We start from the raw sequence: 25,668 nt of genomic DNA, 5'->3' as shown, positions 1-25,668 counted from the left end.
GGGCGCGGACGTCCGCGCCCCCTCGGCTCCCCGACGACAGGCACCTCTCCCACGCGCATGTTTAGACAGCTCCTCCGCAACAGCGTGCTGCGACGCATCCTCGCAGCCCTCGGCACCCTCTTCGGCGTCGCCGTCTTCGTCTTCCTGATGCTGCGCGCCATCCCCGGCGACCAGATCAGCTCCGGCCTCGGCACCGAGGCGGCCGCGCTCACTCCGGCGCAGCGTGCCGCGCTCGAGGCGTACTACGGTCTCGACCAGCCGCTCGTCGTGCAGTTCTTCTCCTGGCTCGGCAACATCTTCACCGGCAACCTCGGCTTCTCCTCCCGGGCGCAGACCAGCGTGCTCGAGCTCACCGCCGCCGCGCTGCCGGTCACCTTCGAGCTCGCGATCTTCTCGATCGTCATCGCGCTCGCCATCGGCATCCCGCTCGGGATGCTCTCCGCCTCGAAGCCCGACTCGTTCCGTGACGGCGTCGGTCAGGTCGTCGGCCTCGCCGGCCTCTCCATCCCCGCGTTCCTGCTCGGCACGGCGCTGCTGGCGATCCTCGCGCAGTCCCTCGGCTTCAACCCGAACGGCCAGGGCTACGCGCGGCTCTTCGACGACCCCGCCCTGAACCTCCAGCAGATGCTCCTGCCGTCGATCGTGCTCGGCTTCGGCATCGCCGCGCCGATCATGCGCACCACGCGCACCGCGGTCCTGGAGATCCGTGCCAACGACTTCATCCGCACCGCGAAGGCCAAGGGCGTGCCGCCCCGCCGCCTCCAGGTGCGCCATGTGCTGGGCAACGCGCTGGTCCCCATCGTCACCATGACCGGTCTGCAGTTCGGCTACCTGCTGGGCGGCGCGGTCGTGGTGGAGCAGATCTTCTCGCTCCCCGGCATCGGCCGCCAGGTGCTGCTCGGCATCCAGCAGAAGGAGTACGCGCTCGTGCAGAGCACCGTCCTGGTGATCGCGCTCGCCTTCGTCATCGTCAACCTGCTCACCGACCTGCTCTACCGGGTCATCGATCCCCGGGTGCGTGCCGCATGACCGACATCTCTCAGACCCCGGCCCTCGCTCCCGGCGGCGGGCGCACCATGGAGCGCGTGCGTCTCCTGCTGCGCAGCCGCAGTGGTCTCGCCGGCCTCATCATCGTCGTCCTGCTCGCGGTGCTGAGCCTCGTCTCGGCGTTCGGCCTGCTGCCGTTCGACCCGCTCGCGCAGGACCCGCCGTCCCGGCTGCAGCCGCCGTCCGCGGTGCACTGGTTCGGCACCGACCAGTTCGGCCGCGACGTGTTCTCGCGGGTGGCCGCCGGTGTCGCCAACTCGGCGCTCATCTCCGTGGTCGCCGTGGCGTTCGCGACCGTGGTCGGCACGGTCTGCGGACTCATCGCCGGTTTCTACCGCGGCTTCTCCGACGGGGCGATCACCGCGGTCACCAACGTGCTGTTCGCGTTCCCGCCGCTGCTGCTCGCCCTGTCGCTCGCCTCGGTGTTCGACCGCAACTGGTTCACGATCGCCGTGGCCATCGCGATCGTCTACGTGCCGATCTTCATCCGCGTGACCCGCGGCCCCGTGCTGTCGCTGCGCGAGGTGGAGTACGTCAAGGCGGCCAAGAGCACGGGGCAGAGCCGCATGGCGACCATGTTCCGCCACGTCCTGCCGAACATCACCTCGATCATCATCGTGCAGGTCACGCTCTCCCTCTCGTGGGCGGTGCTCACGGAGGCGTCGCTGAGCTTCCTCGGACTCGGGACTCCGCCGCCCGCGCCCTCGCTCGGCTCCATGATCTTCGAGGCGCGGACCCTCGTGACCATCGCCCCGTGGACGATGATCGCCCCCGGCGTGGTCGTCGTGCTCCTCGTCGTCGGCCTGAACCTGCTGGGCGACGGGCTGCGCGACAGCCTCGACCCGCGGAACCGGGGCAAGCGATGATCGCGGAAGACCTCGGCGCCCTCGCCACCGAGGCGAGCGACCCCCGGTACGCCCGCCTCGATCAGATGAGCGTGGCAGAGCTCGCGCAGACCATGAACGAGGCCGACGCCACGGTGCCCGCGGCCGTGCAGCGCGCTCTTCCGCATATCGTCCCGGCGATCGAGCAGACGGCCGCGCGCATGGCGCAGGGCGGACGCCTGGTGTACGTCGGCGCAGGCACCCCCGGACGCATCGGCGTGCTCGACGCCTCCGAGTGCCCGCCCACGTTCAGCACCCCGCCGGAGCTGGTGTTCGCGATCATGGCCGGCGGTCCCGGCGCGATCGTGAACCCCGTCGAAGGCGCGGAGGACGACGCGGAGGCGGGTGCCGCGGCCATCGACGCCGCGGACATCGGCCCGCTCGACACCGTGATCGGCATCGCCTCCAGCGGCCGCACGCCGTACGTGGTCGCCGCCGTCCGACGGGCGCGGGAGCGCGGGGCGCTCAGCGTGGGCCTGTCCTGCAACACCGGCACCGCGCTGAGCGCGGTCGCCGCGCACGGCATCGAGGTCGAGGTCGGCCCCGAGGTGCTCGCCGGCTCCACGCGCCTCAAGTCCGGCACGGCGCAGAAGCTGGTACTCAACATGTTCTCGACCATCGCGATGGTCCGGAACGGCAAGGCCTACGGCAACCTGATGGTCGACGTGAAGGCCACGAACCACAAGCTCCGCGAGCGCGCGATCCGCATGGTGCGGACGATCGCCGACGTCGATCGCGACACGGCGGCGGCCGCGCTGGAGAGCGCAGGGTGGGACGTGAAGCTCGCCACGATCATGATCCGCCGCGGGGAGGACCTCGCCGCGGCCACCGACCGACTCGCGGCGGCCGACGGCCGTCTGCGTACCGCACTGGAGGAGAACTGATGCGCGTCCTGGGACTGATCTCCGGCACCTCGCACGACGGGATCGACGCCGCCGTCGTCGACTTCGCCACCAACGGGGGATTTACGGCGCACGGCGTCGACCTTCGGGGCAGGGTGCTCGCGTCCACGAGCGTCCCCTACAATCCCGCGCTGCGGGCACGCCTCATCGCCGCGCTCCCTCCGGCGCAGACCACCCTGGCCGAGGTGGCCGAGCTCGACACCCTCATCGGGCAGGCGTTCGCCGATGTCGCGGCCGATATCGCGACGGAGGTCGGCGGCGTCGACGCGGTGTGCTCGCACGGCCAGACCGTGTACCACTGGGTCGACGGCGCCCACGCCCTCGGCACCCTCCAGATCGGGCAGCCCGCCTGGATCGCCGAGAAGGTCGGTGTGCCCGTCGTCTCCGACATCCGCATCCGCGACATCACGGCGGGCGGCCACGGCGCTCCGCTCGTGTCGTTCCTCGACGAGCTGCTGCTCCGTGGCCGCGCCGGCGTCTCGGCGGCGCTCAATCTCGGCGGCATCTCCAACATGACCGTCGTCCGCCCGGACGGCCTCGTCGCCTACGACATCGGCCCCGCGAACGCCCTGGTCGACGCGGTCATCGTCGCGCACGACCTCAACCCGCTCGGCTATGACGACGATGCGGCGATCGCCCGGACCGGACGGATCGACCAGGCGCTGCTGGACGCCATGCTCGCGGACCCGTACTACGCCCTCACCCCGCCGAAGAGCACGGGCAAGGAGCACTTCCACCTCGCCTACGTGCAGGAGCACCTCGCGGCGCAGGGACGTGAGATCGCGGTCGCCGACGTCGTGCGCACGCTCACCGAGCTCACGGTCCGCACGGTCGCCCGCGACGTCGAGGGCGCCGGGATCGGCTTCCTCGCGGTGTCCGGCGGCGGCTGCCGCAACCCGCTGATCCTGGACGGGCTGCGGACCGCGCTGCCGCAGACCGAGGTCGTCCTGGCCGACGAGCTCGGCGCCCCCGCCGACAGCAAGGAGGCCATCCTCCTCGCGCTCATCGGCTGGTCGACCCTGCACGGCGTCCCCGCCATCGTCCCCGGCGGGACCGGGGCGCGCGAGCCGCGCATCCTCGGCACGATCACGCCCGGCGCCGGTCCGCTGCAGATGCCAGAGCCGGTGGCGGCCATCGACTCCCTCGCCCTCACGGAGGCGGCGGGATCGTGACCGTCGTCGAGCGGATGCGCGTGCTGCGGGTGCCTTCGCCCCTGGCGCGTCCCTTCGTCACGGCCGTCCGTCGCACGGACCACCTCGATGTCGTGCTCGTGGAGGTGACCGACGCCGACGGCCGCCGCGGATACGGGGAGGCCGCGACGAGCTGGCGTGTCACGGGGGAGAGCCCGGAGAGCGTGACGGCCGTGGTCGCCGGTCCCTTCGCCGACGCCGTGCTCGGGCGCTCCGTCGACGACCCCGGGCTGCCGGACGCCCTCGCCGCGGCGGCCTGGGGCAACGCCGCTGCTCGCAGTGCGGTGGCCTGCGGGGTCGCCGATCTCGCCGCGCAGCACCGGGACGAGCCGCTCGCGCAGACGCTCGCCCCGCACGCAGACGCGCCCGCGCGCATCCGTACCGACATGACGCTGTCGGTGGCGGAGCCGGCCGCACTGGCCGCGACCGCCGTCGAGCATGCGGCGGCGGGATTCCGCTGCCTCAAGATCAAGGCGTCCCGCGAATACGACACGGTCGCGGGTCTCCTGGCCGTCCGCTCCGCCGTCGGTGCCGACATCACCCTGCGCGTGGACGCGAACCAGGCGTGGGACGCCGAGACCGCGATCCGCGTCATCCGGGCGGCGGAGGACGCCGGTCTCGGACTCGAACTCGTCGAGCAGCCCGTCGCCGCGCGCGACCTCGATGCGCTGGCCGTGGTGACCGCCGCCGTCGACACGCCGATCATGGCGGACGAGTCGGTCCGCACCGCGCAGGATGTCCGCGACATCGCCGCGCGCGCAGCCGCCGGGCTCGTGAACGTCAAGCTCGCCAAGACCGGCGGGCTCCGCGAGGCGCTCGCGTGCGTGCAGGCCGCCCGTTCCGCCGGACTCGGCGTCATCGTCGGCTGCATGATGGAGTCGCACGTCGGGGTGGCCGCCGCCGCGCACCTCGCCGCCGCCATCGCTCCGGACGTCGTGCACGACCTCGACGCGGCATCGTGGCTGCGCCGGTCGCCGGTGACCGGAGGGCTGACCGCCGACGCGGAGTGGCTCACCCTCGCCGCGGCGGCGGGACTGGGGATCACCGGGATCGCCCCCGATGCCGAGGTGCTGCTCGACCGCTCCCGGACCGGAGCTCTCGTATGAGCGCCGCCGAGGCGATCGCCGCAGTCCTCGCCGGGCCGACCGCGCCGCGCGGAGCCGTCGCCGGTGTCGCCACCCGCATGGGCCGGGACACGGCCGCCGGCGGCCTCGCCGATCTCGCGGGGACGCCGGTCACGACGGACACGGCGTTCGACCTCGCCTCGGTCACCAAGGTCGCCGCCACCACCACCGCGATCCTCCGGCTGGTCTCCCGGGGCGACCTCCGGTTCGACGATCCGGTGGACCGCTTCGTCCCCGGAACCGCCTGCGCCCCCGGGACGACCGTGCGGCACCTGCTCCTGCACCGGGCGGGGCTCTGGGAGTGGCAGCCGCTCTACCTCGACGGTACGAACGACGGCGCGGCCGCCGCCGACACTCTCCCGCTCCGCTACGGCGTGGACGAAGGACGGCACTATTCCGACCTGGGCTTCCTGATCCTCGGACGGATCATCGCCGCCGCGACCGGCCTCCCCCTCGACGCCGCCGTGCGCGAGCTCGTGACCGGGCCCCTCGGTCTCACGCGCACGGGCTACGGGCCCGTCTCCGGTCCGGTCGCGTCATCCGCGGGCGACGGGGATGCCGCCGAGCGACGCATGGTCGCCACCGGCACGCCCTACCCGATCCTCACCTCTCGCCGGCACTTCCCCTGGCGTGAGGGGGAGATCACCGGGGTCGCCAACGACGGCAACTGCTTCCACGCCCTGCACGGCGTCTCCGGGCACGCCGGCCTGTTCGGCACGGTCGACGAGCTGCTGACCCTCGGCGTCGCGCTCGCCGCCCCCGAGACGCACCCCGAGCTGTGGGACCCGGCGCTCGTGACCGAGCTGTTCCGCGACGGCCCCGACCCCGGGCAGGCCCTCGGCTGGCGCAGCGACACCGTGACGGCGGACGGGCGCTCGACCCGGGTGCTCTGGCATCCCGGCTACACCGGATGCGCGCTGGGCGTGGTCCCCGCCACCGGAACCGCCGTCGTCCTCCTCGCGAACCGGCTGTTCGCCGACGAGATCGCCCCCACCGAGACCCTGTGGCGCGCAGCGCTGCCCGCACTCCTGGACCCCGAAGGAACGAGTACCCCATGAGCACCACTCCGCCCGTGCTGAGCATCGACGGCCTCGCGGTCGCCTTCCGGACCGGCTCCGAGCTGGTCACCGCCATCAGCGACATCTCGATCGACATCGCCGCCGGGGAGACGGTCGCCGTGGTCGGCGAGTCCGGCTCCGGGAAGTCCACCACGGCGGCCGCGGTCAACCGCCTGCTGCCGGAGAACGGCGTCATCACGGCGGGCAGCATCCGCTTCGACGGCCGCGAGCTCACCGACCTCCCCGAGAACGCGATGGTGTCGCTCCGCGGGGCCGGCATCGGCCTCGTCCCGCAGGATCCGATGTCGAACCTCAACCCCCTCCTGCGCGTGGGTGAGCAGATCGGAGAGGCGCTCGAGGTCCACGGGTACACGAGCGGCGACGCGACGAAGGCCCGTGTGGTCGAGCTGCTGGAGATGGTCGGGATCCCCGACGCCGCCCGCCGCGCGACCCAGTACCCGCACGAGTTCTCCGGGGGCATGCGGCAGCGGGTGCTCATCGCGATGGGGCTCGCCTGCAAGCCGCGGCTGCTCATCGCCGACGAGCCCACGTCGGCGCTCGACGTCACCGTGCAGCGGCGGATCCTCGACCAGCTCGACCAGCTGACCGACGAGCTGGGCACCGCGGTGTTCCTCATCACCCACGACCTCGCCCTCGCCGCGGAGCGCGCCGACCGGATCGTCGTGATGTTCCGTGGCCACGTCGTCGAGGAGGGGACATCGGCGGAGGTGCTCGGGAACCCGCAGCACGAGTACACCCGGCAGCTGCTCGCCGCCGCACCGAGCCTCGCGTCCCGCCGCGACGCCCTGCCTGCGCGCGAGGTCGCCGCCGACGCCGTGCCCTTCGTCGAGATCCGGGACCTGCGCAAGGAGTTCCCGCTCCGGAACGCGAAGGCCGGGGAGCCGCAGACCTTCACGGCGGTCGACGGCGTGAGCTTCTCGATCCGTCGCGGCACGACCGTGTCCATCGTGGGCGAGTCGGGCTCGGGCAAGTCCACGACGGCGAACATGGTGCTCGGTCTCGAGGACGCGACCTCGGGGTCCATCCTCTTCGACGGCACCGACCTCACGACCCTCCGCCGCACGGAGCTGTTCGCGCTGCGCCGTCGCGTGCAGCCCGTGTTCCAGAACCCCTACGCCTCGCTCGACCCGCGCTACACGGTCGAGCAGTCGATCGCCGAGCCGCTGCGCGTACACCGGATCGGCACCGCCGCTTCCCGGCACGCCCGCGTCCTGGAGCTCCTGGAGCAGGTCGCCCTGCCCGCGGCCATGGCCGAGCGGCTGCCGCACGAGCTCTCCGGCGGACAGCGGCAGCGCGTCGCGATCGCCCGCGCCCTGGCCCTGGAGCCCGAGCTCGTCGTGCTGGACGAGGCGGTCTCCGCGCTCGACGTGCTGGTGCAGGCGCAGATCCTCGATCTCCTCGCCGACCTGCAGAAGCGCCTCGGGCTCAGCTACCTCTTCATCAGCCACGACCTGGCCGTCGTGCGCATGATCTCCGACGAGGTGCACGTGATGCAGCGCGGCGTCGTGGTCGAGAGCGGCACCCCGGAGAGCATCTTCGACACGCCGCAGCATCCGTACACCCGGGAGCTGCTCGCCGCGATCCCCGGGGCGTCGCTCGCCTCCTGAGACCTCCCGGCGGCCGTCGGCTCAGCGCCGGCGGTCGTCGTCGTCCCAGGGGCCTTCCCACCAGCCGGCACGGCCGTCGTCCTCGCCGCCGCGGCGGCGGGAGCGCACGAACTGCACCACGAACACGACCAGCGACGTGAGCATGATGAGGAACAGGACGAGGAACAGCAGGTCGCTCTGGTTCATGGACGCTTCCCCTCCGCGGCATCCGCCACGATCTTCGCGATGCGCGCGGCCCTGGTCTCCGGCCGCTTTGCCATCGCGATGTGCGTGAGGCCGAACTTCTTCACCGACTTCGGGAACGCATCCCAGTTCCCCCTCGCCGCGGGCACCGCGTCGAGGGCGGCCGTGAGCTCGGGCGGCTCGATGCCGGCCTCGGGGCCGTCGAGCACGGTCCACGAACCGTTCGCCTTCGCCGTCTCCAGCGCTCGGATGCCGGCGGGGGCGAGGAGCCCCGCGGCCTCCAGCTCCGCGATGCGGGCCTTGTTCGTCGCCGCCCAGCCGCTCCCCGGGCGTCGAGGGGAGAACCACTGGCCACCGGTCTCGTCGTCGAACGTGCGCACCGGGCCGTCGATCCACCCGAAGCACAGCGCCTGCCGGACGGCGTCCTCGTAGCCGACGCCGGTGGCGGATCGCCCGCGCACGCTCAGCAGCCACACCCCGGCCGTGCGTTCGTGGTTCGCCTCGAGCCAGGCGCGCCAGGCCGCGGCGTCCGCCGCCGTGACCCGCTCGCCGTCGTCGAGGGCGCCCACGTCAGTCCTCGTCGAGGGTGGGGATCGAGTCGGTGATGGTCGGCAGCAGGTCGGCGACCGAGTCGACGATCTCGTCCGGGCGGAAGGGGTACTGCTCGATGATCCGCTGGTCGCTGATGCCGGTGAGCACGAGCACCGTGTGCAGACCCGCCTCGATGCCGGCGACGATGTCCGTGTCCATCCGGTCGCCGATCATGCCGGTCTTCTTCGAGTGCGCGCCGATCTTGTTCAGGGCCGAACGGAACATCATCGGATTGGGCTTGCCGACGACGTAGGGCTCCTTGCCGGTGGCCTTGGTGATGAGGGCGGCGATCGCTCCCGTGGCCGGCAGCACCCCGTCGGCGCTCGGGCCGGTGGCGTCCGGGTTGGTCACGATGAAGCGCGAGCCGTTGATGATGTGGCGGATGGCCTTCGTGATGGCCTCGAACGAGTAGTTGCGGGTCTCGCCGACGACGACGAAGTCGGGGTTCGTCTCGGTCATGATGAAGCCGGCCTCGTGCAGCGCGGTGAGGATGCCGGCCTCGCCGATGACGAAGGCGGAGCCGCCCGGGAGCTGCTGCGCGAGGAAGTCGGCGGTCGCGAGCGCCGAGGTCCAGATGCGCTCCTCCGGCACGATCAGGCCGCTCGCACGGAGGCGGGCCGAGAGGTCGCGGGCGGTGAAGATGGAGTTGTTCGTGAGCACGAGGTACGGGATCTCGTTGCGCTCCCATCCGGCGAGGAGTTCGGAGGCCCCGGGGATGGCGTCGTTCTCATGGACGAGCACGCCGTCCATGTCGGTGAGCCAGCATTCGATGTCGTCACGGTGTGCCATGTGCTCAGCCTAAAGGCCCCACCTTTCCTTTCGAATCGCCTGATTGGCCCCATCCCCGGCCGATCTGCCGCAAAGTGCGCGATTCGAAGCCGGGGTCAGGCCGACAACCACACCACGTCGCGGGCGGCGGGGGGCAGCGGCGGCTCGGTGCCGTCGAGGGCGATGCCGGACGAGGTCACCGTCACGGTCGTCCCGACGACGACCCCGTGGGAGTCGAGGGTCCGCAGGAGCTCCGGGTCGCGGTCGTCGACGCGCAGCACGCGGCCGGTGTGTCCGTCCGGGGCGTCGGCGAGCAGGACGAAGGGCTCCCGTTCGATGCGGCCCTCCGCGTCCGGGATGGCGTCTCCGTGAGGGTCGAAGCGCGGCCGCCCCAGGCGCTCGTCGATGCCCTCGAGCAGCCGGTCGCTGATGGTGTGCTCCAAGACCTCGGCCTCGTCGTGCACCTCATCCCATCCGTACCCGAACTCCTGCACGAGCCAGGTCTCGATGAGGCGGTGGCGGCGGACCATCGCGAGGGCCCGGGTGGTCCCCGCGTCCGTCAGCCGGACCGCTCCGTAGGGCACGTGCGACACGAGTCCCGCCGCGGCGAGCTTCTTCACCATCTCCGTGACCGACGACGGGGCGATGCCGAGCTTGGCCGCCAGGACCGAGGGGGTGATCGGCGCATCCTGCCACTCGGTGTGCGCGTAGACGGTCTTCAGGTAGTCGTCAGCTGCCGGGGATGCCACCCCACCACTCTACGTGTCCGGGTCGGCCGGCCTCGCGGCCTGAGTCAGGCGCCCGCGGAGCCGAGCAGGATCACGGTCGCCTGCCCCGCGAAGAAGAGCACGAGGAATCCCAGGAGGGCGGCGGCGAGCGAGAGGCGCCCGTCGAAGCCCTCCACCTCGGCGATGCCCACCTTGCGGGCACGGAAGGCGAAGATCAGGGTCGCGACGCCGAGGGCGAGCTGGACCCACGGGCTGGCGGGGCCGATGACCTTCGGGAACGCGATGAGCAGACCGCCGATGACGCCGGTCGCGAAGCCGCTCCAGGTGAGGAGGCGGACGGTGCGACGGGAGGAGTCTGCAGACATGATGTCGAGCCTATCCGGCGTCATGCCCCCGTCAGCACCAGCCAGAGCAGGGCGCCGTTCAGGGCGATGAGGAGCACGGAGGCCACGACCCCGGCGACCGTCGTCCACGGCCGGTTGACCCAGGCGCCGAGCGTGCGGCGCTGCGCGGTGAGGGCGACGAGCGGGATCAGCGCGAACGGGATGCCGAACGACAGCACGACCTGGCTGAGGACGAGGGCGAGCGTGGGGTCCACCCCGATGCCGAGGATCACCAGCGCGGGGATGAGCGTCACGAGGCGGCGGGCCAGCAGGGGGATGCGCACGTGCAGGAGGCCGTGCATGATCTCGGCGCCCGCGTACGCGCCGACGGAGGTCGAGGCGAGACCCGAGGCGAGCAGTCCCACGGCGAAGAAGGTCGCCACGACCGGGCCGAGGCCTGCGGCGAGGGCGGCGTGCGCCCCCTCCAGCGAGTCGGTGCCCGCGACGCCCGCGAGGTTCGCCGCCGCGAGCAGGAGGATTCCGAGGTTCACCGAGCCCGCGATGACCATCGCGATCGTCACATCCCAGCGCGTCGCCGTGAGCAGGCGGCGGATCCGCGAGGTCTCGATCCGGGCCGCCTCCTCGGTCGTCTCGGCACTCGTCGCACCGAACCGGTCGCGGGCCAGAGAGGAGTGCGCGTAGATCGCGTGCGGCATGATCGTCGCGCCGAGGATCGAGGCGGCGAGGAGCACGGACCCCGTGTCCTCGAAGCGCGGCACGAGGCCGCTCACGACGCCGGCCGGGTCGGGTGGCGCGAGGAACAGGCCGGCCATGAAGCCGATCGTGATCACGAACATGAGGCCGATGATCACGAACTCGAACGGTCGGGCGCCGCGACGGTTCTGCACCGCGAGCAGGACCATGGACACGGCCCCGGTGATGAGGCCGCCCCACAGCAGCGGCACGCCGAAGAGAAGGTTCAGGGCGACGGCGCCGCCGATGACCTCGGCGAGGTCCGTCGCCATCGCGACCAGCTCCGCCTGGAGCCAGTAGGCGCGGCGGGCCCAGGGGCGGCGCAGCCGCTGGCCAAGCACCTCCGGGAGGCTCTGGCCGGTGACGACGCCGAGCTTCGCGGACAGGTACTGGATCAGCCAGGCCATCACGTTGCCGGCGACGACCACCCACACGAGCAGATAGCCGTACTGCGCCCCCGCCGTCATGTTGCTGGCGACGTTGCCCGGATCGAGATAGGCCACGCCCGCCACCAGCGCCGGTCCCAGCAGCCACAGCAGGCGCGGCGAAGCGGTGCGAGCGGGGATCACGGAGGCGGCGGGATTTTTAGGCACACCGAAACCGTAGCGTATTTTTCGGCACACCTAAATATCGTGTCGTGATGGCCGGGACTCCTTCGAGGACGGGGTGCCGGCTCCTCCGCCCGACGGCGACCAGGCGGAGGCGGCGATAGCCTGGCGGGATGGAAGCGCAGCGCCCCGAGAGCACGGAACCGACCGCCCCCGGGGGGTCCTCGGCGCAGCCCGGATACGGCGTCGGCCCCTGGCCCGGAGGGCTGTCGGCCTGGCCTGAGGGAGAGCAGTACGATCCCGAGCTCCTCGCGCACGGCGACACGCGAAACGTCATCGACCGCTATCGCTACTGGCGCATGGAGGCGATCGTCGCTGATCTCGATACGCGGCGTCATCCGTTCCACGTCGCGATCGAGAACTGGCAGCACGACATGAACATCGGTTCCATCGTGCGCAGTGCCAACGCGTTCCTCGCCGATACGGTGCACATCATCGGCCGCCGTCGCTGGAACAAGCGCGGCGCCATGGTGACCGACCGCTACCAGCACGTCGTGCACCACGAGGACATCGCGACCTTCGCCGCCTGGGCGGCCGCAGAGGGTCTGCCCGTCATCGCGATCGACAACGTCGACGGGGCCGTGCCGGTGGACCGCGCCGACCTGCCGCGCTCGTGCGTGCTCCTCTTCGGTCAGGAGGGGCCGGGGCTGTCGCCGGAGGCACTGGCTGCCGCCTCCGGTCACATCGAGATCACGCAGTACGGCTCGACCCGATCGATCAACGCGAGTGCCGCCGCCGCCGTCATCATGTACGAGTGGTGTCGTCGCCACGCGGAGTGAGCACGACGAGCGGTCGTACCTGCTCCGTCAGGCCGGATCGATGCCGAAAAGGTGCCGCGAGATCGCGCTGACGTCGCGGTCGAGGCCGTCCATGCGCCGGCTCAGACCGTGCACCTCCTTCCGGAGATCCCCGATCTCGGCTTTCACGCCGACGATCTCGCCCCTGATCCCGACGATCTCGCCCTTGATCCCGACGATCTCGCCCTTGATCCCGCCGATCTCGCCCTTGATCCCGCCGATCTCCGTGTGGATCCCGCCGATCTCCGTGCGGACCGTGCCGATCTCCGTCTTGATGATCCTCACGAACATCGTCGCCATGAGCGTGATCGTGGCGTACATGCCCGAGGCGAGAACCCCGATCGTCGTCCATACCTGCGCGTCGTTCATCCCCAGCATCCCTTCAGTGTCGCTCCATGCTGGACCGGAGCGACAGAGTGGCGGGGCGCTGTATTCCGCTGTGCCCGGCGGCGGGGGATAAGTCGTTCTTCGGGTCGCCTGTGGAGGAGCTACGCCGGCGCGGCGAGCCATCGCCCGGAGCGCACACGCCACCCCAGCGTCGCCAGCCGTGCGAGCAGGTACACCCCGAAGAACGCGACGGCGAGCCACACGAGGCCGGCGGTGCCGTCGACCCCCGTCGCGGCGATGATCGCCAGGGTGGGCAGGAACGGCACGAGGTTCAGACCGCCCGCGATCGCCAGGTACCGGGCGTCGTTCGCTCCCATGAGCACTCCGTCCAGCACGAACACCACGCCCGCGACCGGCTGCGCCACCGCGAGCACGATCAGGGCCGGCTGCACCACCTCTGCCACGCCCTGATCGCCGGTGAAGACGATGCCGAGCACCCCGGAGAGGGCGGCGATGACGGTGCCGACCACGACGCCGAACCACGCTCCCCACGCGACCGTCCGCGCCAGCACTCGGCGCACCTGCTCCTCGTCACCGGCGCCCAGCTCCTTTCCGATCAGCGCCTGCGCGGCGATCGCGAGCGCGTCGAGGGCGAAGGCCGCCGCCGAGAAGATGGTGAACACGATCTGCCACCCGGCGAGCTCCTCGGTGCCGATCCCGGTCGCCACGGCCACGGTGGCGAGCAGGGCGACGCGCAGGCTCACGGTGCGGAGGAACAGCCAGCCGCCCGACGTCGCGGTGCGGCGCAGGCCCTCCCGCTGGGCGCGCAACGAGGCGCTGTGCCGGGTCGCCAGCCGCCGGACCACGAGCGCGTACGCCGCGACCATGCCCCATTGCGCCGTCACCGTACCTGCCGCGGAGCCGGCGATGCCCCAGCCGAGGCCGTAGATGAAGAACCAGTTCAGCAGGGCGTTCGCCGCGAAGCCGAGCCCCGCGATCCACAGCGGGGTCATGGTGTCCTGCATCCCGCGCAGCAGCCCGGTGGCGGCGAACACGATGAGCATCGCCGGGAGCCCCCACATCGAGATCACGAGGTACTCGTTCGCCTGTGCCGCGACCTCGGCGCTCGCGCCGAACAGGGACACGAGCCAGGGGGACGAGACGGCGCCGACGACGGCGAGCACGGCACCCAGGCCGAGCGCGAGCCACATGCCGTTGATCCCGACCGAGACCGCCTCTCCCGGACGCCCGGCCCCGAATCGTCGCGCGACCGCGGGGGTCGTGGAGTACGCGAGGAACACCATGAGGCCGACGATCGTCTGCAGCACGGCTCCGGCGATGCCGAGCCCGGCGAGGGGGACGGTGCCGAGATGGCCGACGAGGGCGGCGTCGACGATGAGGAAGGCCGGCTCCGCGATGAGCGCACCGAGGGCGGGGACCGCGAGGCGCAGGATCTCGCGGTTCAGGGAGGTGCGGGCGGCCATCCTCCGAGCCTATGACCTGTCGTCGACACCCGAGACCGCCGGCCTCGACCGGACGTAGGGTGAAGGAGGAGATCCCAGCGGACGGAGGCGCACCATGACGGATCCCCGGGAGGCGGCCGCGCGCTATCGAGCGCGGCAGCAGCAGGGCGATGCTGCCCCCGACGAGGCGGACACCGCCGCGCCGCCCGGTGCCGCGGCCGCGGTGGACCGCGCCGCCTTCGTCGAATCCGCCATCCAGGTCGCCATCCGTCGCGGCGACTTCGACGATCTGCCGGGAGCCGGGAAGCCGCTCGAAGGTCTCGGCGACCACCACGACCCGGACTGGTGGATCCGCCGGAAGATCGAGACCGAGGGCCTGACCGGGCTCGGCCCTCCCGCCATCCTCCTGCGCACGGAGGACCGAGAGCTCGACGGGCAGCTCGACCTCCTCGGTCGCGAGTCCGACGTGCGCGAGGTGCTCGAGGACTTCAACCGGCGTGTGCGCGAGGCCCGACGCCAGCTCCAGGGCGGACCTCCCGTCGTGACCCCGCTGCGCGACGTCGACGCCGAGGTCGTCGCGTGGGCGGAACGCCGGGCCGCGCGGACACCGCTGCCCGAGACGTCGCCGCGGCGCCGACGCTTCGGGCGCCGACGCCGGGACTGAGGTCTTCTGGACACCGTGGGGGACCCCGGCCATAGGCTGGAGCGCATGACCGACGTGCTTCCCGCGGGCCTCGCGCTCGACGACCTCAGCCCCGACATCCGCCCGCAGGACGACCTGTATCGCCACGTGAACGGCGCCTGGATCGCTCGCACCGAGATCCCCGGAGACAAGGCGCGCTGGGGCTCCTTCCATCTGCTGGCCGAGCAGGCCGAGAAGGACGTCCGTGCGATCGTCGAGGAGTCGCAGGAGGCGGAGGAGGGCACCCTCGCCCGCAAGATCGGCGACCTCTTCGCGAGCTTCATGGACACCGACCGCATCGCCGCCGCCGGCGTGACCCCGCTGGCCGAGACGTTCGCCGAGATCGACGCGATCGACGGCATCCCGGCCTTCCTGCGCACCGTGGGCACCTACGACCGGGAGGGCCGGGCGGCGGTGATCGGCCTCTACGTCGACGGCGACCCCGGGAACCCGGAGCGCTACCTCCCGGTGCTCGTGCAGGCCGGGCTCTCGCTGCCGGACGAGAGCTACTTCCGTCTCGACACCTTCGCGGAGACCCGCGCGGCGTACCGGGAGCACCTGGAGCGCCTGCTCTCGCTCGCCGGCGTGACCGATGCCGCGGCGCAGGCCGAGCGCTCCATCGCGCTGGAGACCGAGCTCGCCGGACACCACTGGGACAACGTGCGCAGCCGTGACGCGGTGGCGACCTACAACCTCAAGACGTGGGACGAGCTGCAGGAGCTCGCCGGCGTCGACCTCAGTCCGTGGCGCGAAGCCGTGACGCCGACGAACCCGCAGGCGTTCGACGAGGTCGTCGTCGCGCAGCCGAGCTTCTTCGAGGGGCTGGGCGCTCTGCTCACTCCCGAGCGGCTGGACGACTGGAAGGCCTGGCTGCGTGCGAAGGTCGTGCACGCGGCTGCGCCCTACCTCACCGACGAGCTCGTGCAGGAGAACTTCTCGTTCTACGGCACCCAGCTCACCGGCGTCCCCACGATCCGCGAACGCTGGAAGCGCGGCGTCTCCGTCACCGAAGGGGCCCTGGGCGAGGCGATCGGCAAGGTCTACGTCGAGCGGCACTACCCGCCGACGGCGAAGGCGGCCATGGACGAGCTCGTCGCGAACCTCGTCGAGGCCTATCGGCAGAGCATCGAGACCCTGGAGTGGATGACCGCGGAGACCCGGCAGCGGGCGCTGGCGAAGCTGGACGCGTTCACCCCGAAGATCGGGCACCCCGAGGTGTGGCGTGACTACTCGGCCCTCGTGATCGACCGGACCGATCTCCTCGGCAACGTGCGCCGCGCGGCGATCTTCGAGCACGACCGCAACATCGACAAGGTCGGGAAGCCGATCGACCGCACTGAGTGGCACATGCCGCCGCAGATGGTGAACGCGTACTACAACCCCTCGATGAACGAGATCGTCTTCCCCGCGGCCATCCTCCAGTACCCGTTCTTCGACGCCGGACGGGACGCGGCCGCGAACTACGGCGGGATCGGCGCGGTCATCGGGCATGAGATCGGCCACGGTTTCGACGATCAGGGCAGCCGATACGACGGCGAGGGGCGCCTGCAGGACTGGTGGACCGACGCGGATCGCGCGGCCTTCGAGGAGCGCACGAAGGCGCTCATCGCGCAGTACGACGCCCTCGTGCCGGAGGGACTGGACGCCGAGCATCACGTGAATGGCGCCCTCACCATCGGTGAGAACATCGGCGATCTGGGCGGCCTCGGGATCGCGCTGAAGGCGTACGAGCTGTCGCTGCGGGCCGATCCGTCGGTGCCGGAGCCCGTCGAAGGGCCGGTCATCGACGGCTACACCGGTGTGCAGCGGCTGCTCCTGTCCTGGGCGCAGGTGTGGCAGCAGAAGAGCCGCGAGGCCGAGACGCTGCGCCTGCTGACGATCGACCCGCACTCGCCCAACGAGTTCCGGTGCAACCAGATCGTCCGCAACATCGATGCGTTCTACGACGCCTTCGGCGTCACCGAGAAGGACGCCCTCTGGCTGCCGGAGTCGTCCCGTGTGACCATCTGGTGACGAACCTCCGGACTCTGTGAGGCACGCTCCGGCGGTGGGGTTACGATAGCCCTGCCGCCGGGCGCCCCTTCCCGGATGTGCAGTATCCCTCCCCCTCCTGAAGGACCACGCGTGGGTGCGACCGACCCTGGTGACGCGTTCCGGAACCCCTCGGCTCCCGGAGCGTCCGGGAGCGCGCCCGAGTCGTCCAGCGGTCGCCGTTCGCAGCGGCCGGGAGCCCGTCGGCTGCCGCGCCGCGTGGCCGTCGGCCGGCGGTCGTTCACGTCGACGCTGAAGGCCCTCGAAGGCCTCGCGAACTCCGGGGCGCAGGTGTCGGTGCATGTGGTCGACCTCGACTCCCATGTGCACGTGCTGGCGGGAGACGACCACGTGACCATGCCCGTCGCCGGCCTCGGGGTGGTCCCGCTGCTCATCGAGGTGGCGGCGGCGTTCGAGTCCGGCGCCCTCGACCCGCTCGAGATCGTGGAGCGCACGAGCGTCGAGGCCGTGGAGAGCTCCGGGCTGTGGCGACACCTGCGGGCCCCGGCGCTGCCGCTGGAAGACCTCGCCGTGCTCGCCGCGACGGCCGGCGACCCGATCGCCGTGAACATCCTGCTGGAGAAGGTGGGGCACGACCGGGTGCGCGAGCGCATCGAGCGGCTGGGGCTGCGTCGCACCGCCCTGCTCGACCGGTTCCGCGACCGCCGTGGTCCGGACGACGCCCCGCAGGTCGCGGTGGGGTCGGCGCGCGAGCTGGCCGGGCTGTTCTCCGCGCTCGTGAACTCCCAGGTCGTGGATGCCGCCGTCAGCGCCCAGGTGTCGGAGTGGCTTAGCCTCAACCAGGACCTCAGCCTCGTGGCCGCCTCGACCGGGCTCGACCCCTTCGCACACGAGCACGACGCGCACGGCCTGCTGTTCGTGAACAAGACCGGCCGCGACCGGGGAGTGCGCGCTGAGGCGGGGGTGCTCGCGGGGCCGCGGGCCGGTGTCGCCTACTCGATGATCGTGTGCTTCGACGACCTGTCGATCAGCCACCGTCTCCGCGCGCACGACGCCTTCCGCGTGCTCGGCGTCGAGCTCATGGAGTACACGCACTGACCCCGCCTGACCCCGCGCGTGAACGCAGGCCTCCGCGTGGCATCAGGCTTCCAGAGTGACAACGAGCCTGACCTCCCGCGCTCGCCTGACCTCGCTTGTTCCCCTGCTTCCACATCCCCTGGACCCCGCGCGCGAACGCAGGCACCCGCGTGGCATCAGGCTTTCGGGGGCGCACCCGGCCTGATGTCGCGCGAGAGCCTGCTGTCGCGCGTTCGCCTGCTGTCGAGCGCTCGCCTAATGTGGCGCGTTCGCCTGATCGCGCGACGCGCGGGGCTAGCATCGGGGCATGCCTCATGCCTGGACCCCGCACCGCCGCGACGACGGCGAGCTGCTGGGCTGGATCCATCCGGAGGGCGAGGACTGGATCGCCGTCGATGTCCTCGGGCGGAGAGTCTCCGGCCCGGGCGAGTGGCTCGACGCGGAGGCCGCGCTGGAGGACCACGGCATCGCCTGGCTCGCCGATCCGTGGATGCTCGAGGGAGCGGACGAGCGCCCGCTGCGGGTGCGCATCCTCGAAGTGACGCCGGACGAAGAGGGCACGCCGGGGCGCATCGTCGTGAAGGTCGACGACTTCGGGGACATGACCCGTCCCGCGACCGCACAGTTCACCCTGCCGTGGCCGCTTCCCGTCCGGCTGCGGCCACCGCGTGCCGACGACCCGGATCCGCGCACGATCTCCCGCTGACCCTCCGCCGCAGGTCGCAGATCCGCCGTAGGTCGCACGTTCTGCGGGAATCTCTGCGACCTCGATGCGAATCAACGACCGCCGAACGGGTCAGCGCAGGGAGGGGTGCGGCTCTTCGGCGCGCCGTCGCGGGATGAACAGCGACAGGACCACGGCCAGGATGCCGGCGGCGATCGCGAGCCAGAAGCAGACCTCGAACGCTGCCCGCGTCGGCACGGCCACCCCGCCGACGTCCACGCTCATCGCCGCGAGCACCCCGCCCATCACGGCCGAGGCCGTCGAGGTGCCCACGGAGCGGAACAGCGCGTTGAGGCCGTTCGACGCCCCGGTCTCGTTCGCGGGCACGGAGCGCATGATGATCATGGGCATCGCGGCGAAGGTGAACCCGATGCCGACGCCGATGAAGATGTTGGCGACGAAGATGTGCCACACCTCGGTCGACCACAGCAGCACGAAGACGTAGGCGAGCACGATCGCGATGGCCCCGACGGTGAAGAGCGGGCGCGGCCCCACGGTGCGCTCCAGCCACCCGGACAGCGGGGAGATCACCATCATGACCAGACCCGCCGGCATGATCACGAGCGACGCGGCCACCATGTCGAGCCCGAAGCCGGCACCGCCCACCGCCGGCATCTCCAGCAGCTGCGGGAACGTGACATTCGAGGCGAACAGGGCGAAGCCCATGCCGATCGCGGCGATGTTCGTGAAGAGCACGGCGGGCCGGGCCGCGACCCGGAGGTCGAGCAGCGGATCGTCCGTGCGCAGCTGGTACCAGCCCCACAGCAGCAGCACCGCCACGCCGCCGATCACGCAGACGAGGGTCAGCGGCGCCGTCCAGCCCCACTCGGCGCCGCGCGACACGAACAGCAGCAGGCCGGTGAGGCCGATGGCGAGTCCGATGGCCCCGAGCACGTCGAGGCGCCCGGGGGAGCGGAGCACGTCCTCCGGCACCACGGCGAGCACCAGCAGCAGCCCGAGGACTCCGAGGGCGGCGGCCAGCCAGAACAGCATGTGCCAGTCGGCGTTCTCGGCGAGCAGCGCGGCGACGGGCATGCCGATCGCCCCGCCGACGCCCATGGTGGCGCTCATCAGGGCCACCGCGGTGCCGAGGCGCTCGGGCGGCAGCACGTCGCGCATGATGGCGATGCCGAGGGGCACGACGCCGGTCACGGCCCCCTGGAGGGCGCGGCCGATGATGACGCCGACGATCGATCCGGAGAGCGCGGCGATGACCGACCCCACGATGAGGATCGCGAGGAGCGCGATGACCACCCGGCGCTTGCCGTACATGTCGCCGAGACGGCCGGAGATCGGGGTCGCGACGGCGGCCACGAGCAGGGTGATCGTCACCACCCAGGTGGTGTCCTCGCGGGAGGAGTTCAGCAGCTGCGGCAGCTCGGCCTGCAGCGGCACGACGAGGGTGAACATGAACGAGGAGCACAGGCCCGCGAACGCCAGCACCGCGATGATCGCCCACCGCGGAGGGGTACGGGAGAGGCGTTTCCTGGCTCTGTCGTCGTTCGCACCCACCGGCTCAGGCTATCGGCGTTCCCGGAGGGGAGGGGCCGATGTGGTTGCATGGCCGGATGACCGACGACACCGCGCCCGCGCAGCAGCCCGCCGACTCCGCGTACCACCGCCGGCTCCCGATCGGCGGGGTGCTCGACGCCTCGGTGCTCGCGGACGGGCTGCCCTGGGCGTTCGAGAGCGTCACGATGCGGCCGCTCGAGCCGATGCTCGTGCCGGAGAAGCCCCGCGCCGGCGAGCACGATCCGGCCGCGTGCGGCCACTGCGGTCCGAGCGTGCACACCATCTGGCACGACGACCTCTGGCAGGTGCGCGCCGGGTGGGACGTCGGCGGTCTGCCCTTCATCGGCGGCGTCGCACCGCGCGAGCACTGGCTCCTGGAGAACGCGCCGCAGGACGTGCTCGCCGCCCTCGGGCCGCTGATGCAGCGCGTGTCCGAGGCGGTGAAGAGCATCCCCGGCGTCGCCCGCTGTCACTTCGGGCGCTGGAACGACGGCTCCGCGCACATGCACATGTGGGCGCTGGGTCGTCCGGCCGGGATGATGCAGGGCCGCGGCGCGGTGCTCGCGTTCTGGGACGGGATCCTGCCGCCGCTGCCGGCGGACATGGCCGAGGAACACCTCCGCATCGTCGCGGAGGCGCTCGCCGCGGGTGGGGGCGAGGCCTTCCCGTACCGGTGAGCCGGAGTCGGTTTCCGCGAACGGGCGGAGGAGGGGCAGACTGGGATCGTGCGAACCATCCGCGATCTCGACACCGTTGAACTCATCCTCGACGCCCAGAGCCTGCTCGACTCCATCCGGGGCCCGCAGCGCGTGGTGGACGCCGGGACCCTCCGTGCCCTGCAGCAGTCGGGCAACTACGTCGTCGGCTTCTTCGACGGCGAGGGCGACGAGGAGCGCATGGTCGGCGCCTCGATCGCCTTCTTCGGCGAACCGGCCCGTCGCGCCATGCACTCGCACATCACGGCTCTGCTGCCCGAGTACCGGGGGCACGGATGGGGCCGTGAGCTCAAGGAGCACCAGCGGCAGTGGGCGTTCTCCCGCGACGTCGGCCGCATCACCTGGACCTTCGACCCGCTGGTCGCCCGGAACGCGCACTTCTTCCTCACCGTCCTCGGCGCGCGCGCCACGGGCTACTCGGTGAACCGGTACGGCATCTTCGGCGGCGGCGACGCGGGCGACGAGAGCGACCGCCTCGACGTCGAGTGGGCGCTCGCGGACATCGCCAAGCCCCCGGCGGAGGACGCCGTCGTCGAGACGCTGGAGATCCCGGACGACATCGAGGGCATGCGGGAGTCCGACCCGGCGGCCGCGCACGAGTGGCGGCTGCGGCTGCGCGCGCAGATGGAGGGGCTGCTCGGCAGCGGCCTCCACATCGCGGGCTTCGAGACCGGCCGGGGCTACCTCTTCACCGCGTGATCGCCGGGGCCGTCACCGCACGCCCCGCATGAGCCGCAGCACCGGCTTCACGCTCAGCAGCAGTCCGATGCCGACGAGGATCGCGATGCCGCCGAGGATCGAGAAGTACGGCACCTCGTTCTCCGGATCGTAGAACTTCACGAGCTCGCCCGAGATGGCGGTGCCGAGGGCGATCGACAGGAAGAACAGCGCGACCATCTGCGTGTGGAACACGGCCGGGGCGAGCTTCGTCGTCACCGACAGCCCCACGGGCGAGAGCAACAGCTCGGCGACCGTGAACACGAAGAGGATGCCGACGATCGCGAGCAGCGGCGTCGAGTTCGCACCGCCGCCGGAGAACGGCAGGAACAGCAGGAACGCGGAGCCCATGATGATCGCGGCCAGCCCGAACTTGACGGGGGTCGACGGCTGACGCGTCCCCAGCTTCGTCCAGATGGCCGCGAAGACCCCGGACAGGATGATGATGAACACCGGGTTGATCGACTGCACCCACGACACCGGCATCTCCCACCCGAACAGGTCGCGGTCGAGGCGCTTGTCGGAGTAGATCGTCAGCACCGTGAACTGCTGCTGGTACAGCGACCAGAACGCGACGCTGGTGAGGAACAGCGGCAGGAAGCCCCAGACACGCGAGCGCTCGGTGGCGTCGATACGGCGACTGCCGAGGATCACCGCGAAGTAGGCGACGGCGGCGACCACCGTGACCACGATCACGATGGTGGCGAGGTTGTCGGCCTGGATGACCCCGGTCAGCACGAGCACCGCGATGACGACGACCGCGCCGACGGCGATGCCGGCGACCAGCGGATAGCGCGAGCGGGGGAGCGGGTTCGGCACCGCGCGCGCGGAGGCGGGCAGGCCGCGGCGGCCGAACGAGTACTGCACGAGACCCAGGGTCATGCCGAGGGCGGCGAGGCCGAATCCCCAGTGGAAGCCCAGGGTCGACTGCAGCAGCCCGGTGAGGATCGGACCGAGGAACGCGCCCAGGTTGATGCCGAGGTAGAACAGCGAGAACCCGGCGTCGCGCCGCACGTCGTCCGGACGGTACAGCGTCCCCACGACCGACGTCGCGTTCGCCTTCAGGCCTCCCGAGCCGAGGGCCACGAGCACGAGTCCGACCCCCACGCCGACGAATCCCGGCAGGAGGGCGAGGGCGAGGTGGCCCGAGACGATGACGATGGCGCTGACGAACAGCACCCGCTCGGAGCCGAACAGCCGATCGGCGAGCCAGGCCCCGAGGATGGTGGACAGGTACACCGAGCCGCCGTACGCGCCGACGATCCCGCCCGCCACCGCCTCCGGAAGGCCGAGACCGCCATCGGCCACCGAGAAGTACAGGTAGATGAGCAGGATGCCCTGCATGCCGTAGAAGCTGAAGCGCTCCCACATCTCCACGCCGAAGATGTGCACGAGCGACCACGGCTGTCCGAAGAAGCGGGTGTCCTCGTCGCGGGAGGCGGGCGGCTGCGCGGTGGTGCTCATGCGTGGGACGGTACTCCTCCCGCGGGTCCCGCAGCCAGGGGTTGCGCTCCCGCCCCGGATAGAATGGGGGTGCCCGTGCTCACGGGCATTCTCCGCATCCGACCATTGGAGCCACCGTGGCCGAACAGTCCCGCCTCGATAAGGTCATCGCCCTCGCCCGCCACCGCGGTTTCGTGTTCCAGGCGGGTGAGATCTACGGCGGTTCCCGGTCGGCCTGGGACTACGGACCCCTCGGCACCGAGCTGAAGGAGAACATCCGGCGGCAGTGGTGGCAGACCTTCGTGCGCGGCCGCGGCGACATGGTCGGTCTCGACTCCAGCATCATCCTGCCGAAGCGCGTGTGGGAGGCCTCGGGCCACGTCGCGACCTTCACCGACCCGCTCGTCGAGTGCCTGCAGTGCCACAAGCGCTTCCGTGCCGACAACCTCATCGAGGACTTCGAGGCGCGCAAGGGTCGCAAGGCCGAGAACGGTCTCGCCGACATCCCCTGCCCGAACTGCGGCACCAAGGGGCAGTACACCGAGCCGAAGGCCTTCTCCGGTCTGGTGAAGACCTACCTCGGCGTCGTCGACGACGAGTCCGGCCTCTACTACCTGCGCCCCGAGACCGCACAGGGCATCTTCGTGAACTTCTCGAACGTGCTCACCGCGAGCCGCAAGAAGCCGCCGTTCGGCATCGGCCAGGTCGGCAAGGCGTTCCGCAACGAGATCACCCCCGGCAACTTCATCTTCCGCACCCGCGAGTTCGAGCAGATGGAGATCGAGTTCTTCACGCCGCCCGCCGAGGCGCCGCAGTGGTTCGACCACTGGGTCGAGGCGTGCTGGAACTGGTTCATCGACCTCGGCATCGACCCGGAGAACATGCGTCAGTTCGACGTGCCGGAGGAGGACCGCGCGCACTACTCGGCCGGCACCATCGACGTCGAGTACCGCTTCGGCTTCGCGGGCAAGGAGTGGGGCGAGCTCATGGGCGTCGCCAACCGCACCGACTACGACCTCTCCAGCCACAGCGAGGCCTCCGGCCAGAGCCTGACGTACTTCGACCAGGCCACGGGCGAGCGCTACACGCCGTACGTGATCGAGCCGTCGTTCGGACTCACCCGCGCGATGATGGCCTTCCTCGTCGACGCGTACGTCGAGGAGCAGGTGCCCAACGCCAAGGGCGGCACCGACACCCGCACCGTGCTCAAGCTCGACCCGCGCCTGGCCCCGGTCAAGGCGGCCGTGCTCCCGCTGTCGCGCAACGAGAACCTGTCGCCGCTCGCCCGCGAGGTGGCCGACGCACTCCGCGGTTCGTGGGCCGTCGACTTCGACGACGCCGGTGCGATCGGTCGTCGCTACCGCCGCCAGGACGAGATCGGCACGCCGTTCTGCGTCACGGTCGACTTCGACTCGCTCGACGACCGTGCCGTGACCGTGCGCGATCGAGACACGATGGCGCAGGAGCGCGTCCCGATCGACGAGCTGCACGCCTACCTGGCGGAGCGCCTCCGCGGCGCCTGACGTGACGGCACCGGGGGGAGCCGGCGCACGGGGAGAAGCCTCCCCCGTGCGTCCGGTCGCGGCCATCGTGCTCGGGGCGCTCGCCGTGTCGTGGATGATCCTCACGGTGCTCGACCTGCGGGAGAACGACGGCGCCGGGCCCATCATCGCGATGTTCGGCCTCCCGGCGCTCGCCGCCGCGGTCATCATCCAGATCGTGATGACGCGGCTGGGGGACCGGAAACGCGTGCCGAAGGCCGTGTTCTGGTGGGTGCTGGCGGTGCTCCCGCTGGGGACCCTGGCGGGCTTCGTCGTCGCGATCCTCCGCGACCCGGACTACTTCGTCGCCGACGAAGGCCCCTGGATGCTCCTCTGGGTGCCGGTCTTCATCGTCGTGGGGCTGCTGCTCGGCGCCCTCGTCTGGTTCTTCTTCGTGTTCCCGCTCGTCTCGCTCGTGACGGTGATCCGACTGATCGCGCGCGGGGAGGCGAAGCCCGGCGCCCTCATCATGCCGATCGTGCTGCTGAGCCTCGGCGTGCTGAGCATTGTGGGCGGACTCTCGATCGACACCGACAGCAGCGGCCGCGCGTCGTGGGGATCGATCATCGCCGCGTTCCTCGGCCTCCCCGGGAACTACGAGGTGATCTGGGAGCCCGGCCTCTGGATCGTCCGCGGCATCGTCCTCGCGATCGTCCTCCTCTTCGCCCTCCCCGCCGCCCACTCCCGCCTCTCCTCCCTCTCCTCCCTCCCTCGCCGTCGCCGTTGACGCCGAGACCCCGGGTTCTCGCCGAGACCCCGGGGCGCGGGCGGGCACACGTCGGGGTCTCGCCGGGAAGGCGGGGCCTGGCGGGCGCTGAGTGACCCTGCTATGGTCGCTCCTCGTGGGTACTCTGATTCGCTAGATCGGGACGCCGCGTCGAGAGCTCTTC

At 71.3% G+C, this 25,668-nt stretch carries 26 protein-coding genes; 16 read left to right on the top strand and 10 right to left on the bottom strand.

The window, feature by feature from the left end; all coding sequences use genetic code 11:
- Positions 1-57: 57 nt before the first annotated feature.
- From ACFU8V_RS01025 to ACFU8V_RS00995, 7 genes are read left to right on the top strand one after another with little or no spacing between them, the layout of a single operon-like run.
- Positions 58-1,029 carry an ABC transporter permease gene (locus ACFU8V_RS01025; RefSeq protein WP_025104906.1) on the top strand — a complete coding sequence of 324 codons (972 nt, stop codon included), beginning with the start codon at positions 58-60 and terminating at the stop codon, positions 1,027-1,029.
- A complete protein-coding gene (locus ACFU8V_RS01020; protein WP_085605636.1) occupies positions 1,026-1,913 on the top strand; it encodes an ABC transporter permease in 888 nt (295 codons plus the stop codon). Before ACFU8V_RS01025 ends, ACFU8V_RS01020 begins: the two co-directional genes overlap by 4 nt.
- Entirely contained in the window at positions 1,910-2,815 is a 906-nt protein-coding gene (murQ, locus tag ACFU8V_RS01015; protein WP_338566874.1) for an N-acetylmuramic acid 6-phosphate etherase, read from the top strand. Before ACFU8V_RS01020 ends, murQ begins: the two co-directional genes overlap by 4 nt.
- Entirely contained in the window at positions 2,815-4,005 is a 1,191-nt protein-coding gene (locus ACFU8V_RS01010; protein WP_378868296.1) for an anhydro-N-acetylmuramic acid kinase, read from the top strand. The genes murQ and ACFU8V_RS01010 overlap by 1 nt, the downstream gene beginning before the upstream one ends.
- Positions 4,002-5,129: an enolase C-terminal domain-like protein gene (locus ACFU8V_RS01005; protein ID WP_126894247.1), complete on the top strand. Its 1,128-nt coding sequence runs from the start codon at positions 4,002-4,004 to the stop codon at positions 5,127-5,129. The genes ACFU8V_RS01010 and ACFU8V_RS01005 overlap by 4 nt, the downstream gene beginning before the upstream one ends.
- Positions 5,126-6,205, top strand: a complete 1,080-nt coding sequence (locus ACFU8V_RS01000; protein ID WP_126894246.1) for a serine hydrolase — start codon at positions 5,126-5,128, stop codon at positions 6,203-6,205. Before ACFU8V_RS01005 ends, ACFU8V_RS01000 begins: the two co-directional genes overlap by 4 nt.
- Complete coding sequence (locus ACFU8V_RS00995; protein ID WP_126894245.1) at positions 6,202-7,833, top strand: ABC transporter ATP-binding protein; 1,632 nt, start codon at positions 6,202-6,204, stop codon at positions 7,831-7,833. The genes ACFU8V_RS01000 and ACFU8V_RS00995 overlap by 4 nt, the downstream gene beginning before the upstream one ends.
- A 21-nt stretch (positions 7,834-7,854) precedes the next feature.
- Here the strand turns inward: ACFU8V_RS00995 and ACFU8V_RS00990 are convergent, their stop codons facing one another.
- The 6 genes from ACFU8V_RS00990 to ACFU8V_RS00965 all read right to left on the bottom strand — a co-directional run bounded on the left by ACFU8V_RS00990 (position 7,855) and on the right by ACFU8V_RS00965 (position 11,772).
- Positions 7,855-8,019 (bottom strand): hypothetical protein, encoded by a 165-nt coding sequence (locus tag ACFU8V_RS00990; RefSeq protein ID WP_164498178.1) that lies wholly within the window; start codon positions 8,017-8,019, stop codon positions 7,855-7,857.
- Positions 8,016-8,585 carry a YdeI family protein gene (locus ACFU8V_RS00985; RefSeq protein ID WP_126894244.1) on the bottom strand — a complete coding sequence of 190 codons (570 nt, stop codon included), beginning with the start codon at positions 8,583-8,585 and terminating at the stop codon, positions 8,016-8,018. Before ACFU8V_RS00985 ends, ACFU8V_RS00990 begins: the two co-directional genes overlap by 4 nt.
- A gap of 1 nt (position 8,586) precedes the next feature.
- The gene (locus tag ACFU8V_RS00980; RefSeq protein WP_025104898.1) at positions 8,587-9,396 is read right to left on the bottom strand and encodes an HAD-IIA family hydrolase; all 810 of its coding nucleotides are present in this window, start codon (positions 9,394-9,396) and stop codon (positions 8,587-8,589) included.
- Positions 9,397-9,491: 95 nt separating this feature from the next.
- On the bottom strand, positions 9,492-10,124 hold the full coding sequence (locus ACFU8V_RS00975) for a metal-dependent transcriptional regulator (protein ID WP_249521114.1): 633 nt from the start codon (positions 10,122-10,124) through the stop codon (positions 9,492-9,494).
- Between the two features lie 44 nt (positions 10,125-10,168).
- Positions 10,169-10,468 carry a hypothetical protein gene (locus tag ACFU8V_RS00970; RefSeq protein WP_085605624.1) on the bottom strand — a complete coding sequence of 100 codons (300 nt, stop codon included), beginning with the start codon at positions 10,466-10,468 and terminating at the stop codon, positions 10,169-10,171.
- 20 nt (positions 10,469-10,488) lie between these two features.
- Positions 10,489-11,772, bottom strand: a complete 1,284-nt coding sequence (locus tag ACFU8V_RS00965; RefSeq protein WP_378868288.1) for an Nramp family divalent metal transporter — start codon at positions 11,770-11,772, stop codon at positions 10,489-10,491.
- 128 nt (positions 11,773-11,900) lie between these two features.
- On the opposite strand from ACFU8V_RS00965, the gene ACFU8V_RS00960 reads away from it, so the two are divergent.
- Positions 11,901-12,566 carry a TrmH family RNA methyltransferase gene (locus ACFU8V_RS00960; protein ID WP_366215686.1) on the top strand — a complete coding sequence of 222 codons (666 nt, stop codon included), beginning with the start codon at positions 11,901-11,903 and terminating at the stop codon, positions 12,564-12,566.
- Positions 12,567-12,593: 27 nt separating this feature from the next.
- Here ACFU8V_RS00960 and ACFU8V_RS00955 read toward each other — a convergent pair whose 3' ends face one another.
- Complete coding sequence (locus ACFU8V_RS00955) at positions 12,594-12,962, bottom strand: hypothetical protein (protein ID WP_378868285.1); 369 nt, start codon at positions 12,960-12,962, stop codon at positions 12,594-12,596.
- A gap of 110 nt (positions 12,963-13,072) precedes the next feature.
- Positions 13,073-14,395, bottom strand: a complete 1,323-nt coding sequence (locus ACFU8V_RS00950; protein ID WP_378868282.1) for an MATE family efflux transporter — start codon at positions 14,393-14,395, stop codon at positions 13,073-13,075.
- Positions 14,396-14,489: 94 nt separating this feature from the next.
- On the opposite strand from ACFU8V_RS00950, the gene ACFU8V_RS00945 reads away from it, so the two are divergent.
- From ACFU8V_RS00945 to ACFU8V_RS00930, 4 genes are all read left to right on the top strand, one after another.
- Positions 14,490-15,038, top strand: a complete 549-nt coding sequence (locus tag ACFU8V_RS00945) for a DUF1992 domain-containing protein (RefSeq protein WP_025104891.1) — start codon at positions 14,490-14,492, stop codon at positions 15,036-15,038.
- Positions 15,039-15,083: 45 nt separating this feature from the next.
- Positions 15,084-17,069 (top strand): M13 family metallopeptidase, encoded by a 1,986-nt coding sequence (locus ACFU8V_RS00940; RefSeq protein WP_025104890.1) that lies wholly within the window; start codon positions 15,084-15,086, stop codon positions 17,067-17,069.
- 111 nt (positions 17,070-17,180) lie between these two features.
- The gene (locus ACFU8V_RS00935; protein ID WP_315106481.1) at positions 17,181-18,146 is read left to right on the top strand and encodes a serine hydrolase; all 966 of its coding nucleotides are present in this window, start codon (positions 17,181-17,183) and stop codon (positions 18,144-18,146) included.
- A 286-nt stretch (positions 18,147-18,432) separates the two neighbouring features.
- The gene (locus tag ACFU8V_RS00930; RefSeq protein WP_378868277.1) at positions 18,433-18,831 is read left to right on the top strand and encodes a hypothetical protein; all 399 of its coding nucleotides are present in this window, start codon (positions 18,433-18,435) and stop codon (positions 18,829-18,831) included.
- 90 nt (positions 18,832-18,921) lie between these two features.
- Here the strand turns inward: ACFU8V_RS00930 and ACFU8V_RS00925 are convergent, their stop codons facing one another.
- Complete coding sequence (locus tag ACFU8V_RS00925) at positions 18,922-20,361, bottom strand: MFS transporter (RefSeq protein WP_315106486.1); 1,440 nt, start codon at positions 20,359-20,361, stop codon at positions 18,922-18,924.
- A 56-nt stretch (positions 20,362-20,417) separates the two neighbouring features.
- On the opposite strand from ACFU8V_RS00925, the gene ACFU8V_RS00920 reads away from it, so the two are divergent.
- Together ACFU8V_RS00920 and ACFU8V_RS00915 are read left to right on the top strand one after the other, a co-directional pair.
- Positions 20,418-21,038, top strand: a complete 621-nt coding sequence (locus ACFU8V_RS00920; RefSeq protein ID WP_378868274.1) for a hypothetical protein — start codon at positions 20,418-20,420, stop codon at positions 21,036-21,038.
- A gap of 48 nt (positions 21,039-21,086) precedes the next feature.
- The gene (locus ACFU8V_RS00915) at positions 21,087-21,776 is read left to right on the top strand and encodes a GNAT family N-acetyltransferase (protein ID WP_378868271.1); all 690 of its coding nucleotides are present in this window, start codon (positions 21,087-21,089) and stop codon (positions 21,774-21,776) included.
- A 12-nt stretch (positions 21,777-21,788) separates the two neighbouring features.
- Here ACFU8V_RS00915 and ACFU8V_RS00910 read toward each other — a convergent pair whose 3' ends face one another.
- On the bottom strand, positions 21,789-23,258 hold the full coding sequence (locus ACFU8V_RS00910) for a peptide MFS transporter (protein WP_025104884.1): 1,470 nt from the start codon (positions 23,256-23,258) through the stop codon (positions 21,789-21,791).
- Between the two features lie 116 nt (positions 23,259-23,374).
- Here ACFU8V_RS00910 and ACFU8V_RS00905 point away from each other — a divergent pair, with 116 nt between their 5' ends.
- Together ACFU8V_RS00905 and ACFU8V_RS00900 are read left to right on the top strand one after the other, a co-directional pair.
- Positions 23,375-24,760 (top strand): glycine--tRNA ligase, encoded by a 1,386-nt coding sequence (locus tag ACFU8V_RS00905; protein ID WP_062765571.1) that lies wholly within the window; start codon positions 23,375-23,377, stop codon positions 24,758-24,760.
- Positions 24,761-24,806: 46 nt separating this feature from the next.
- Complete coding sequence (locus ACFU8V_RS00900) at positions 24,807-25,505, top strand: hypothetical protein (RefSeq protein WP_378868269.1); 699 nt, start codon at positions 24,807-24,809, stop codon at positions 25,503-25,505.
- The last annotated feature ends 163 nt before the right edge of the window (positions 25,506-25,668 follow it).

Source organism: Microbacterium sp. NPDC057658, assembly GCF_042799975.1.
GTDB lineage: Bacteria > Actinomycetota > Actinomycetes > Actinomycetales > Microbacteriaceae > Microbacterium.
Note: the sequence above shows the minus strand (reverse complement) of the source record. Positions and strands in the feature narration are given on the sequence as shown.